Origin of the sequence: Terriglobus albidus, assembly GCF_025685425.1 — a bacterium.
GTDB lineage: Bacteria > Acidobacteriota > Terriglobia > Terriglobales > Acidobacteriaceae > Terriglobus > Terriglobus albidus.
The window spans coordinates 131093-144026 of record NZ_JAGTAS010000054.1 but is presented as its reverse complement, the minus strand read 5'-3'; the positions used below and the strand labels follow the sequence as shown (position 1 = coordinate 144026).

The window sequence follows — 12934 nt, the reverse complement described above, 5'->3', positions numbered from 1 at the left end:
TTGTTGTGGAATGCCGGCGACCGTTCGCAACAGGAAATATGGCCTCCGCTAGACGGAACAACATTAGGGGATTCACCCGGGTTTTGTCGAGGAGTTCGTGTATATGCAAAAACTGTGTTTTATAGGTAATACATCTTGACATGACTTTAGTTAACCGATTAATTTGCCGAAGATCTCACAAGGGGACGACGCTCATGAGACCTGCAGCGCGTAGGTATTTTCCCTCCGCGAAAAAGAAAACCCTGTTCGCCGGGATGGCCGTTTTGGCTGCCTGTGCCGTTGTTCCGCAATGCCCCGCCGAGGTCGAGCTTGCCCGTCTCTTCAGCGACCACATGGTGCTGCAGCGTGACCTTCCGATTCATCTCTGGGGAATGGCCGACCCGGGCGAGCAGATCCATGCGCAACTGCAGGATGCCTCCGCCGACGCGGTAGCGGACGACCTGGGGCGATGGAGCGTCTATCTTCCCTCCCGACAAGCCGGCGGTCCTTTTGAAGTCGTGGTGCGCGGCAGGAATGAGGTTCGTCTTCAGGACGTGATGATCGGCGATATCTGGGTGGCCTCCGGCCAGTCGAACATGGAGTTCGGCATGAAGACCGTAGCGAATGCAGAGGCTGAGCTCAGGAAGGCGGGTGAGTACGACATTCGCATCGTCAACGTCGGTCATGCCTATTCGGAGTTTCCACTTGCGAATCTGAAGGCGGGCGCCTCCTGGGCGAAGGCGGATGCGAACAATCTCCTGAACTTCTCGGCAGTGGCGTATCTCTTCGCCCGCAGGATTGAAGACAGCCAACATGTGCCGGTGGGGATCATCGAATCGTCCTGGGGAGGAACCCCCGCCGAGGCCTGGACCAGCATGCGTGCGCTTACTGCTACTCCGGAATTGGCGCCTGTCTTTGCCGCCTGGGCGAGGATTCTGGATGGCCGCACCGAGGAGGAGCTCCGGTTTACGCAATCGCAAAAGAATGCGGCGGCAGGGCAGAAGCCGGTGCCCGCTCCGCGCGACCTCAATGCCTGGCATCCTGCCTACCTCTTCAACGCCATGATCGCTCCACTGACGCCGCTTCCGATCAAAGGCGTCCTCTGGTATCAGGGCGAAGCAAATACCGCGGAGTGGAACTACGCTTATTACGCTCCCCTCTTCCGGGCGATGATCGAAGACTGGCGAGCGCAGTGGAAACAGGGGGATTTTCCATTTCTCTTTGTGCAGATCGCGAACGTCAAGGCATCGTCGCCGACGAATAAGTGGGCTGAGATCCGCGAGGCGCAGATGCAGACACTGACGCTGAAGAACACGGGGATGGCCGTGACCGCCGATATCGGCGAGGCGGCCAATGTTCATCCGCGCAACAAGCAGGATGTTGCGGATCGGCTGTCGCGCGCAGCCCGCAAGGTCGCTTATGGCGAGGAGATCGAGCCCTCAGGGCCGATCTATCGTAACTCCATCATTGCCGGCGATCAGGTGAGGATATGGTTCGAGCACGGAGAGGGACTCCTGCTCAAGGATGCAAACGCATCTTCCTTTGAGCTTGCAGGCGCAGACAAGGTCTTTCACGCGGCAACGGCATCGATCGAGAACGGTACGCTAATCCTTCGTTCCTCTGATGTCCCACATCCGGTGCAGGCGCGTTATGCTTGGCTGGATAACCCAAGATGCAGTCTCTATAACGGCGCAGGCCTGCCTGCATCACCGTTCCGGACGCGCTAAAGCGGGACTTCCGTATCTATGGGCGTTTCTGCAATGAAAACGCCGCTTCACGCCCCTTCCGGAATACCCAGCAACAGGGAAAATTCGCTAAAGCGACAAGGGAAGTCTTACGATGCGGAACCTCGTTTACGCTGCCCGTTTGTCGGGCGGCGGAACCGTTTCCAGGCGATGCCTATGCCAGAACACATACTCCTCGACAGGGACTCTCCGAGGCCCGAAACGGCACGGGACTGGCGGCTCTTGAGAAGGTGGCTCTTTGAGGAAGGCCGTCGTCTCCGGAGAAACACGGTTATCGGCAGAAAGCGATGGTTGAATCATGGCTGCACCCGTCTTTCCATCATGGATTACTTGGGTTGGGGACGCAGTGACCTTTAGTCCCGTGAAAGCAAACAGACTTTCTTAGACCAGAGATAGTACTCCATCTCGATCAGAAATTCCATGGTCTTCTTCCGGCCAGATTGCCAGTTCACGCCAGTGGAGACTTATCTCAATGAAAAGCTTCAGTTACGTCGGTTTCCGGGGGCAGGCTATCCCCAGCGGAAGGTAATCCTGGCATCGATCTCAGGTTTCAGGATGTTGTGTACCGGGCAGGCGTGCGCGGCGCGCTCCAGCCTTCTGACCTGCTCCTCGTTGAGGGCATAGGGGACATGCACGGTTACGGCGAGTCTCGAGAATCGCCGGGGAGCGTTCGCCATCTCCTTTTCGACTGTGGCTGTGGCGCCCGCAATATCGAGATCCATTGACTGGGCGGCGATGGCCATGATGCTCAAAATACAGCTTCCCAGGGAGACGGCCAGCATCTCGCTGGGAGAGAAGCTCTCACCCTTGCCGTGGTTGTCCTTCGGCGCATCGGTGATGACGACGGTGCCGGACTCCGCGTGTTCTGCCCGGCAGCGCAGGCCGCCCTGATAGTGAACTACCGTCTCGCTCATAGGCCATGGTAGCAATACCTAGCTGGGATACCAGCCGCCGTTGAGGTTAATGGTCTGGCCGGTGATGTACTCGGTGGTGGCGAGGAAGAGGGCCGCCTGCGCAATCTCGTCTGAGGTGCCGAAGCGGCCCATAGGAATCAGGTCCGGCTGGACGGCGGTCCCTTTGCGGATCATGTCGGTATCGATCAGAGCCGGCGCAATGGCATTCGAGGTAATGCCTTCTTTCACCAGCAGGCTGGCATAGCTGTGCATCAGTCCTAGCATGCCGGCTTTGCTGGCGGCATAGTGCGGGCCGACCACGCCACCGGTCTGCGCCGCAATCGACGACAGGAAGATCAGGCGTCCCCACTTGCGCTTCCTCATACCTCCAAGCACCATCTGAGACATCAGGAACGAAGAGGTGAGGTTTACCTGGATCGTGTAATTCCATTCCGCAAGGTCCAGCTCCTGGAGAGGTACGCGATGCAGGATGCCCGCGTTGTTGACCAGGATATCGATCGGCCCCAAAGCATCCTCGCTGGCCGAGACCAGGTGCTGCACTTCGCCTTCCCGCGAGACGTCGGCCCGCACGGCAACGGCGCTTCCGCCCTGTTCCGTAATCAGGCTTACTGCCTCCTCGGCTTCGTCCTTTGCGTGCAGGTAGTTAATCGCCACAGCGCATCCTGCCTCCGCAAGTCGCAGGCCAATGGCCCGGCCAATCCCGCGCGACCCTCCAGTGATTAGTGCCGTTCTTCCTTGCAGTGGCTTCCCAGTCAAGTTGTACTCCATCGATCTCGATCCTCATGGTGCAATGCCACTTACCGCGAACGCAAGCAAGACAGATTCTTTCCTTGACGATTCTGACGCCAGATTGCTAGTATTCGACCTCGTAATAAGCAATATAAATTGCATAATACGCAATAAATTAGATCCGTAATCGTCCCGCGAGTGCGGCGGCCGTTTCGGCGGTGTCCGCACCTCCCATGTGTCTGTAGCTGTAACAAGAAGGCATGTCGATGCAATTTCTGCCGAAAGAAAAGTATGTCGCCGTTTTCGGAGTATTGGTTGCAGGCGCTGGGTTTCTGTATGGACGCCTCTCAACCTCTGCGGTTGAGGCGGCGACTGCCTCCGGCCCGGCTCAATCTGCGGCTTCCAGCTCATGGCTCGCCTATGGCGGCTCCAACGCCGATGCGCAGTATTCCAGCCTGAAGCAGATCAATCGTTCGAATGTAGGGCAGTTGCAGCAGGTGTGGTTTTATCCCTCCGGGAACAACGGCTTCCGGTATGGCTCCAATCCGCTGGTGGTAGACGGCGTGATGTTTGTCTACGGGAAAGACAACGACATTGCCGCACTGGATGCTACGAACGGCAGCGAGATCTGGTGCTATCACACCAATAACCCGCGATTGATCTCGCATCGCGGCATGGCGTACTGGGAGAGCAAAGACCGCTCAGACCGGCGCCTGATCTTCCACATGAACAACGAGATCCATGAGCTGGATACACGCACCGGTAAGGAGATCGCGATGTTTGGGAAGAACGGGGCTGTGGATCTGCGCGAAGGTCTGGGCCGCGACCCGAAGTCGATCCGCCAGATCGAGTCCGGAACGCCCGGACGCGTCTTTGAGAACCTCTACATCACCGGCTCCGCGACAGGGGAGGAGTACGAGTCGCCGCCGGGCGATCTTCGCGCCTTCGACGTCGTCACCGGAAAGCTCCTATGGCAGTTCCACACCGTTCCGCATCCCGGCGAGATGGGCTACGACACCTGGCCAAAGGATGCATACAAGTACGTTGGCGGCGTGAATAACTGGGGCGAGTTCTCCATCGACGAGAAACGCGGAATTGCGTACTTCCCATTGGGCTCGCCGACGTACGATTTCTACGGCGCCGACCGCAAGGGTGCAAACCTCTTCTCCGACTGCATCCTGGCACTCGATGTACGCACCGGCAAATATCTCTGGCACTTTCAGACGACGCACCACGATCTCTGGGACTACGACCTGATGACGGGGCCGAAGCTGTTGACCATCCAACACGATGGCAAGAGTGTGGACGTCGTCGTGCAGGCCGGCAAGAACGGATTCGTTTACGTTCTCGATCGAACCAACGGTAGGCCGATCTGGCCGATTGAAGAGCGGCCTGTGCCTAAGTCTGACGTGCCGGGAGAGGAGTCCTGGCCGACTCAGCCCATTCCCACACATGTTCCTCCATTCGCACGGCAGGCGTTCACTCCAGAGATGGTGAACCCCTACATCGCCGACTCGAAGGAGCGGGAAGCGATCCGTAAGCAGGTCGCGGAGGCGCGCCAGGAGGGTATCTATACTCCACCGACCCTGGGCACCACGATGGAGACGCCTGGGAACAATGGCGGCGCCAACTGGGGATCGGGAGCGGTAGATGCCTCGACCGCCACCTTCTACGTCATGTCGAAGGATGCTCCGTCGTTGCTGCATCTGGAGGCCAAGCCGCCGAAGCGCGTTGTGACCGGTCCGCCGGAGAACGCCGGTATGGTGACGTATCTGCAGAACTGCCGTGCCTGCCATGGCGAAGACCGCAAAGGACAGCCGCCCGCGATTCCTTCGCTCGATGGCGTGATCCAGCGCGCGGGAGCGGATCGTGTGCGCACTGCGGTTAAGACGGGGCTGCCTCCGATGCCGGCCTTGACCGATCTCGACGACAACGACATCGATCGTCTGATCGCTTATCTGAAGTCGCCTGAGAAGGCGAAGATCGCCCCAGACGTGCTGGCCCGGCTCATGGCTCCTCCGCCGGCGACCACCGGCAAGCTAGGCCCCGGAGGAATGCGGTACTGGACCGGCTACGGCTACATGAACTCTTCTGATGGCTTGCCGGCCATCAGTCCGCCATGGTCATCGTTGACGGCTTACGACATGAACAAGGGCGAGATCAAATGGAAGATTCCCATCGGAGACGTGACTGCGCTGGCCGAGAAAGGCATCACCGGCACCGGCAGCTTCTGGCCTCGCGGAGGAGCTACGGTCACCGCAGGCGGTCTGATCATCGTGCCGACCAAGTCTGACGGTAAGCTGCACTTCTACGACAAGGACACAGGCAAGCAGCTCGGCGAGCTCTCTGTGCCTGCAGGCCCGGAGGGTATTCCCACGGTCTACGAGGTTGCCGGCAGGGAATATATTGCGATCAGCGCTCGTCCTAACCCCGAACGGATACCCGTAGGCGATCAGCAGCCTTCGGAGCCTAACCAGGGAAGCGCCGAGCCTGCAGGAGGAAAGACAACGCAGGGCTACTACGTCTTCGCTCTGCCTGTGACCAGGAGATAATGCTCTAATCGGTCCGGAGCGCCTGCATTGGATCTAACCGGGAAGCTCGCCATGCGGGAATGAGACAGGCCAGAATGGCGACCGCAAACAAGGTGCCAACCACGCAGGAGAGAACCACGGGATCCAAAGGCTTCGTTCCGAAGAGCATCGATTGAAAGAGGCGTGTCGCTACGACGCTTACCGCCAGGCCAAGTCCTAACCCGAGCAGCGCCGGACGCATGCCATCGCCGAGCATCAATCGCAAAAGCTGATCGCGTTGCGCGCCGAGTGCCATGCGGATACCGAGTTCCGTGGTCCGCTGTGCGGCCAGGTACGACAGCACTCCATATAGCCCCACCGCAGCCAGAAGTAACGAGAGAATGGCGAAGGCAAGCACCAGTCTTGCGCTAAGGCTTGCGTTCACCAACGACGCACCGATGACCTCGTCCATGGTGCGCACACGCGAAACCGGAAGCTCCGGGTCGAGAGATGCAATCTGCCTTTGTACTGGAACCGAGAACGATAGCGGGGCGGATGCTGTATGCACCGCGAGCGTCTGGGAGCTGGTGCCTGCGAGCATCGGGAAGTACAGGGCTGCCTTCGGGTCTTTTCCAACCTGATACAACGTATCGCCGACAACGCCAACGATCTCGTAATCGGCGATACCGGGCGTTCCGGCATGAGGATACGCCGGAACGTTCAGATGTTTGCCGATGGGATCCTCTTCGCCGAAGTATTTTCGTACAAGCTGGCGGTTCACGATCACCTTGTACGCGCGAGTACCGCGTTCATCATTCGTGAAGAACCGGCCACTCACGAGCGGAATGCCAAGGGCGTTGAAGTAACCTGGATCGGCCCAGCGCATCAGCCCCTCCGGCCGTTCTTCGCCGGCCTTGCGCGGCGGGTGCTCCTGCACTGTGAATACAAAGTCTCCCCAGTAGCCCGCTCCCGGAACGGTGTTTCCCAGTGCGGCGCCGCGTACGCCCGGCATATTTCTCACGCGTTCCAACAGCGCTTCATTGAAGGCGTTTTGTTTCTCCGGCGTATCGTATTTCTTCCCCGGAAGGTTGTACTGCAGCGTGAGCATATTTTGAGTGATGCAGCCCACATCCTCGGAACGCAGCCGCAGAAAGCTTTTGAGCAGCAGGCCGGCGGAGACCAGCAGGACGACCGTGATTCCGATCTCAGCCGTGAGCAATATCTTCCGCAGCACTGTACGCGAAACACTGCCGGCTCCGGTGCGCGCGGAGGCGTGCAGAGCATTCATCATCGCCTTGCCCGTTGTCGAGAGTGCGGGCAGCAGGCCGGCGACCAGCGCCGCCGTGATCATCAGAATGCTCGCAAATGCGATCACAGGTCCGTCGATATAGATGTCTTGTGCGGTAGGCAGATCTTTCCACGCTTGCGCAAGCAACCGTGTGGAAAGTACCGATAGGGAAATACCACCCACGCACCCGGCCCCGCAGATCAGCACGCTCTCGGCCAACTGCTCGCGTATTAACGTGGCTCGCCTTGCTCCGAGAGCACTGCGGATGGCCACTTCTTTTTGCCGTGCCGCACCTCGCGCAACCAGCAGATTGGAGACGTTGAGGCAGCCGATCAACAGCATGCAGCCGACAGCACTCATCATCAGGTTGAGAGGCTTCTTCACATTTCCGGCAAGGTCCTCGTTGAGCGAACCTGAAGTGACATCTTCCGCCACGGGGTCATGCGGATATTGCAGATGGAGCTGATACTGAACTGCACCAACCTCTTCCAGGGCGCTCGCAAGGCTTACACTGGGGCGCAGCCGCGCGATGACCTGGCTCTGATGGAAATCGTGATGCTGTAAGAACTCCGGCGTGGCGTCCGCTTGATAGGGACGCCATAACTGGATACCGGCATCGGGATAGGCAAACCAGGAAGGCAGCACTCCAATTACCGTGAAGGGACGGCCATCGAGATGAATCTGATGACCGACGATAGCGGGATCACCGGCAAAGCGCCGTTGAAAGACGCTCCAGCTTAGCATGACGGCGGTACTGCCCGGCCGGTCCTCCGGCTCACTGAAGGCTCGGCCAAACGCCGGCGTCACTCCCAGAAGCTGAAACAGGTTCCATGAGCCTGCGGCGGCGCGGACTGACTCCGGCAGCTCATTCCGTTCGCCAGTCAGGTTGTACCCGGCATAACGAATGATGGCCATATCTTCAAAGCCATGAGTTTTGGCTCGCCAATCGTAAAAGTCCGCAGGCGCAACCTGCGTGTAGCTGTTAGCCGGCGCGTTTCCTCGGCGGTGTTCATAGACAACCACCAGCCGGCCAGGGTCCTTGAAAGGAAGTGGCCTCAGCAGCACCGAGCGCACAATCGTGAAAAGCGATATGGCGGCTCCCATGCACAAGGTCATGACCGCAACCGCAATGACGGAGAATCCGGGCGTGCGGCGCAGCGTGCGGAAGGCGTACTTTAAGTCGCGACCGAGATTGGTCAATGGCATGGGAGAGTTCTGCACCCATAGCGACTCGCGCACCTGCTGCGAGTTGCCGAGCTTCACCCGCGCCCGCCGGCGTGCCTCCTCCTCGGACATGCCCCGCGCCAGGTTGCCGGCAATCTCTTCCGATAGATAGGTCTCGATCTCGGCTTGCAACTCGGCATCCTTGCGTTTACGGCGAAGGAATCTCAGCCAGCTCATTGCGCGCCTCCCTCTTCACCCATCACGAGACCGATCGCTCGCGTCATCTGGCGCCAGCGGCTGGTCTCGCGAGCCAGTTGCTTACGGCCTTCCGCTGTCAGCCGGTAGAACTTTGCTTTGCGATTGTTTTCGCTCGCGCCCCAGTAGGACGAGACCCATTTCCGGTCTTCGAGCCGATGCAGCGCCGGATAGAGAGAGCCCTGCTCCACCTCCAGAAGATTCTCCGAGGTGTGCTCAATGACCTTCGCGATGGTGTGCCCATGGGCGTCACCGCTGACAAGTGTCCGCAGGATCATCATGTCCAACGTGCCCTTCAGCATCTCACTCTGTGGTTGGGTCTTTCCCGGCATAGCCCTTCTCCCCTCGAACTTCTATTGGAAGGAAATAATACACCACTCGGATTTCTATGGGAAGAAGGGTGGAGAGGTGGAGCATGCGGCAATAGCGCTGAAGGCGCGTCCTATATCAGCCTGGGGCAACGCCCCAGGTTTCGGGCATATTGAAATCCAAGGGCTGAAGGCCCGCTCCATAATTCTTCAGTAAAAGGCGAACCTATCGATACACCTTGGCGTGGTGAATCTAAAGATCCGATATCAATCATGAAGAGCTGTGGCATCCGAAGCTTTGAAAAAGCAGGTCCTTCACTCATCGCCCCAGCGAATAGGTTCGCTGGGGCTCCCGAACGCTGCAAAATGGCGAAAGGATATAGATGCAGCTTTACTTGCCGACCCAGCCGCCATCGACATACAGCGACTGGCCGGTGACATAGGCTGCTTCATCCGACGCCAGAAATGCCGCGACGGAGCCGATCTCGCAGGGTTTGCCTGGACGTCCAAGAGAGATCTGTGCCACCACCTGCGGCAGAATCTCCGGACTCTCCAAGACCCAGCGAATCATCGGTGTATCAATCAATCCCGGATGGATACAGTTCACCCGAATACCGTGAGCGCCCATCTCCGCGGAGATGTTGCGGGTCAGCGCCTCCACCGCCAACTTGCTGGGCGCGTAGTGCGTACGTCCCGGCAGTACACGCGCGGCCTGGATAGAACCAATGTTGATGATGGCGCCCTTGCGGCCTTCAGCGATCAGGCGTTTGCAGAACGTCTGGGCGCACATCCATTCGCTCTTCAGATTGGTTTGCGTCACCGCATCCCACTGTTCGTCGGTGAGTTCGGTGAAGGGAACAATAGTCTCAATCCCCGCATTGTTCACCAGGATGTCCGCAGGGCCGAGCTGTGCCCAGGTGTCATCGAAGAGGCGTTCCACGTGACAGCGCTGCGAGACATCGCCGGCGACCACGATGCATCGGCGCCCCTGGGACTCGACATATCGCTTCACCTCTTCGGTCCGCGAATCAATGTGCAGATCATTGATGACCACATCAGCGCCTTCTCGGGCGAATGTTTCTGCGATACCGCGTCCAATCCCCTGGCCCGCTCCGGTAACGATCGCGATCTTCTTTTGCAGCTTCATAATGAGTGACCCTTCCCAATCTTCTACTGCCTGGGATATCTGCTGGTTGTGTTTCAGTGAATGGTCCATCCGCCATCGACCATCAAGGTGTGGCCGACGATCATGTCGGCAAAAGGGCTGGAGAGGAAGAGTACAGCGCCGACGAGGTCTTCCGGCTGGTTCCAGCGTCCGCGGGGAATCATCTCCTGCGTCGCCCACTCCTTATATCCAGGGCGCTCGAGGATGTTCTTCCGCGACTCGGTCTCCGTAATACAGGGTGCGACGGTGTTCACTAGCACTCCCTTGCCGGCCCATTCCAGTGAGAGCGCCTTGGCCATGTGGTGGACCGCAGCCTTTGCCGCGGCATAGACCGCGCGTTTCTTGAAGGCAATCTCACCGAAGTTGGAACCGATATGGATGATGCGCCCACCTTCCGGCTGCTGCAGCATCACCCTGCCCGCCGCCTGCGACGCAAAGAAGAGGCTTTTGACGGTGGCGTCGAAGGTCTTGTCGTACTCCTCTTCTGTGACATCCACGGCGTCGCCCGTCCCGGTCCAACTTGCATTGTTTACCAGGATGTCGACACGCCCAAAGTGGTCCACGGTCTTTTGAATGAGGGCCTCGCAGTCCGCGACCTTGTTGACGTCGGTGATGACGATCTCCGCCCTTCTTCCCAGGCCTTCGATCTCACGTTTGACCGCTTCGATCTCTTCCATGCGGGGGCCGGGATACTTGGCCAGTACAAGGTGTGCGCCGGCCTGCGCAAGGCCGATCGCGATCGCCCGGCCAATTCCCTGAGAGGCGCCCGTCACAACGGCGATTTTGTCCGTCAGTTGAAAGCTTGAATAATCTGGCAAGGCGGCTCCTTCCGCAGAGTTACAGCACTTCATCCTTGGATCCGCTTTCGATCGCTTTGATTCGGTTGCGTAACGAGAGAAGTATATTGCGTATAGTGCAATATCGCAAAGCCTAAATTTTGCACCGATTTTCTTCACGCAGACTTCATGCCGCGTATCTATCCGGCCAGGGAATCCTTGACAGGCATATCTCCGGCAGGGCAGAGTAGTTGCGTTCCGCGCAAATAAAATTGCGTGATGTGCAATCGAAAGCTTCGCCAGGGAGGCCTGCATGACTCGCCCTTTTACCCGCCGTGAGCTGTTGTTTGGAGCAGCCGGCATCACGGCTGCCGCCGTGTGTCCACCCGTTTTTGCCGCACCGGCCAAAAAGCTGCAGATCCATGTGGGATACACAGGCATCACCTGGAGGAACGACCAGATCGAGCAAGCCGTTGACTCCGTCTCCTCGTTGGGATTCTACGGCTTTGAGACATTTGGTGATGTGTTGTCGAAATGGAAGGCCCGGGGCGGTCTGGCGCCAGTGCTGAAGGCAAAAAACCTTCCGCTGATCTCCGGCTATTGCACCGTGAACCTGACGGACCCATCGCGGAAAGAAGAGCAGCTCACAAAGGCGAAGGAGTGGTGCGGTCTTATTAAGGAGTGTGGAGGCCGCATCTTCGTCGTCGGCCCCAACCCGGTGAAGCGGGATACCTACGACTTTGCCGCCACCAAGAGCGATATCGTCAGCATGCTCAACGAACTGGCAAAGACGGTCGAGCAAGAGGGGCTCACTCCGGTCCTGCATCAGCACACCGGAACCTGCATCGAGTCCCGGGACGAGACCTACGCCGTGCTGGAGGCCGTGGATACCCGCCACCTGAAATTCGGCCCCGATGTGGGCCAGTTGACCAAGGGAGGCCAGGACGCCGTGAAGGTCGTCAAGGACTTCCTCCCCATCGTGCAGCACATGCATCTGAAGGACTTTGACGGGAACGACGACCACCTGCTGGGCTACTGCCCGCTCGGCCGGGGGAAGGTCGATGTGCCCGCCATCCTGAAGCTGATGGACGGCAGAAAGATTAGTGGTATGGTAATGGTCGAGTTAGATAACGATTTTAAGAATCCCTCCTCGACCCCTTCCGCTACCCTGGCCCAGCAAAGCAGGGACTACCTGAAGTCGATAGGAGTTGGATTCAGGGTTTGAGTACAGTAGGTACATGGCGAAAAAAGCCGCACAGGTCCCATTCATTCAAAGTCTCGACCGCGGCCTGACGATCCTGCAGGCCGTGGCAATGTCAAAACACCCGGTAAATCTGGGCGAGCTCGCAGAGTTGCTCGATGTTGACCGTAGCAGTGCATTCCGGCTGGCGCAAACCCTCAGACGCCGCGGCTTCCTCTCCACGCCCGCGGGCCGAAAAGACTACATCCTTGGCTCCGCGATCTGGACGCTCTCGCGCCAGTATGACTGGAGCAAGATGCTCGTCCGCGTGGCCCATCAGGAGCTCAAGGACCTGGCCGGCGGTCTGAATGAGACCGCCCACCTCGCCGTTCGCGAAGGAAAGAACGCGCTCTTCATTGATTCAGTCCACGCCCGCCGCGTGATCGCCGTCGCCGGACAGACCGGTGAACTGGTTCCCCTGCATGCTACCGCCCACGGAAAGGCGCTTCTCGCGGACTTCGATGATGAAGAGTTAAAGGATACCTTCGGCTCATCGCTGCAGAAGTTCACAAAGACAACCATCACCTCGTTTCCGGCGTTGCTGAAGGAGTGCCAGTCGATCCGGCAGCGGGGATATGCGACAGACGAGGCCGAGTACATGGAAGGCATGCGCTGCATCGCTGCTCCTATCCGCCTGCACGATGGATCCATCGTCGGTTCCATCGGCATCTCCGCGCCCGCAACCCGCTTCCTGAAAGAGCACTATGCCGCCCACTCCAAACGCGTAGTGCAGTGTGCGAAGAAGATCGGCGAACGGCTCAGCATCACCGAGGAGACCTCCGACGAGGAGGAATAGATCTTCGGTATCTTTGATTCACGAACGCGCCCTGTCGCAGGGCGCGTTTTTCATGGAATCTGTGG

10 protein-coding genes are annotated in these 12934 nt (G+C 58.7%); 4 read left to right on the top strand and 6 right to left on the bottom strand.

The annotated features are described in order from the left end of the window. The first annotated feature begins 254 nt into the window (after positions 1–254). Positions 255–1706, top strand: a complete 1452-nt coding sequence (locus OHL21_RS13600; RefSeq protein WP_263417825.1) for a sialate O-acetylesterase — start codon at positions 255–257, stop codon at positions 1704–1706. Between the two features lie 527 nt (positions 1707–2233). On the opposite strand, the gene OHL21_RS13595 is transcribed toward OHL21_RS13600, so the two are convergent. Beyond that, positions 2234–2638, bottom strand: coding sequence for an OsmC family protein (locus tag OHL21_RS13595; protein ID WP_263417824.1), 405 nt, complete (start codon positions 2636–2638; stop codon positions 2234–2236). An 18-nt stretch (positions 2639–2656) separates the two neighbouring features. After that, positions 2657–3406: an SDR family NAD(P)-dependent oxidoreductase gene (locus OHL21_RS13590; protein WP_263417823.1), complete on the bottom strand. Its 750-nt coding sequence runs from the start codon at positions 3404–3406 to the stop codon at positions 2657–2659. Positions 3407–3627: 221 nt separating this feature from the next. Here OHL21_RS13590 and OHL21_RS13585 point away from each other — a divergent pair, with 221 nt between their 5' ends. Further along, positions 3628–5919 (top strand): outer membrane protein assembly factor BamB family protein, encoded by a 2292-nt coding sequence (locus tag OHL21_RS13585; protein WP_263417822.1) that lies wholly within the window; start codon positions 3628–3630, stop codon positions 5917–5919. Positions 5920–5923: 4 nt separating this feature from the next. On the opposite strand, the gene OHL21_RS13580 is transcribed toward OHL21_RS13585, so the two are convergent. The 4 genes from OHL21_RS13580 to OHL21_RS13565 all read right to left on the bottom strand — a co-directional run bounded on the left by OHL21_RS13580 (position 5924) and on the right by OHL21_RS13565 (position 10875). Next, on the bottom strand, positions 5924–8566 hold the full coding sequence (locus OHL21_RS13580; protein WP_263417821.1) for an ABC transporter permease: 2643 nt from the start codon (positions 8564–8566) through the stop codon (positions 5924–5926). Next, on the bottom strand, positions 8563–8916 hold the full coding sequence (locus OHL21_RS13575) for a PadR family transcriptional regulator (RefSeq protein WP_263417820.1): 354 nt from the start codon (positions 8914–8916) through the stop codon (positions 8563–8565). Before OHL21_RS13575 ends, OHL21_RS13580 begins: the two co-directional genes overlap by 4 nt. 367 nt (positions 8917–9283) lie before the next feature. Then, a complete protein-coding gene (locus OHL21_RS13570) occupies positions 9284–10039 on the bottom strand; it encodes an SDR family NAD(P)-dependent oxidoreductase (protein ID WP_263417819.1) in 756 nt (251 codons plus the stop codon). A gap of 53 nt (positions 10040–10092) precedes the next feature. Then, complete coding sequence (locus tag OHL21_RS13565; protein ID WP_263417818.1) at positions 10093–10875, bottom strand: SDR family NAD(P)-dependent oxidoreductase; 783 nt, start codon at positions 10873–10875, stop codon at positions 10093–10095. 271 nt (positions 10876–11146) lie between these two features. Here OHL21_RS13565 and OHL21_RS13560 point away from each other — a divergent pair, with 271 nt between their 5' ends. Together OHL21_RS13560 and OHL21_RS13555 are read left to right on the top strand one after the other, a co-directional pair. After that, complete coding sequence (locus OHL21_RS13560; protein ID WP_263417817.1) at positions 11147–12058, top strand: sugar phosphate isomerase/epimerase family protein; 912 nt, start codon at positions 11147–11149, stop codon at positions 12056–12058. A 13-nt stretch (positions 12059–12071) separates the two neighbouring features. Beyond that, complete coding sequence (locus OHL21_RS13555; protein ID WP_263417816.1) at positions 12072–12869, top strand: IclR family transcriptional regulator; 798 nt, start codon at positions 12072–12074, stop codon at positions 12867–12869. Positions 12870–12934: the final 65 nt, after the last annotated feature.

Coding starts and splice junctions, on each gene's coding strand:
- OHL21_RS13600 (WP_263417825.1), top strand. CDS start 255: ATGGCCGTTTTGGCTGCCTGTGCCGTTGTTCCGCAATGCCCCGCCGAG.
- OHL21_RS13595 (WP_263417824.1), bottom strand. CDS start 2,638: ATGAGCGAGACGGTAGTTCACTATCAGGGCGGCCTGCGCTGCCGGGCA.
- OHL21_RS13590 (WP_263417823.1), bottom strand. CDS start 3,406: ATGGAGTACAACTTGACTGGGAAGCCACTGCAAGGAAGAACGGCACTA.
- OHL21_RS13585 (WP_263417822.1), top strand. CDS start 3,628: ATGTCGATGCAATTTCTGCCGAAAGAAAAGTATGTCGCCGTTTTCGGA.
- OHL21_RS13580 (WP_263417821.1), bottom strand. CDS start 8,566: ATGAGCTGGCTGAGATTCCTTCGCCGTAAACGCAAGGATGCCGAGTTG.
- OHL21_RS13575 (WP_263417820.1), bottom strand. CDS start 8,916: ATGCCGGGAAAGACCCAACCACAGAGTGAGATGCTGAAGGGCACGTTG.
- OHL21_RS13570 (WP_263417819.1), bottom strand. CDS start 10,039: ATGAAGCTGCAAAAGAAGATCGCGATCGTTACCGGAGCGGGCCAGGGG.
- OHL21_RS13560 (WP_263417817.1), top strand. CDS start 11,147: ATGACTCGCCCTTTTACCCGCCGTGAGCTGTTGTTTGGAGCAGCCGGC.
- OHL21_RS13555 (WP_263417816.1), top strand. CDS start 12,072: ATGGCGAAAAAAGCCGCACAGGTCCCATTCATTCAAAGTCTCGACCGC.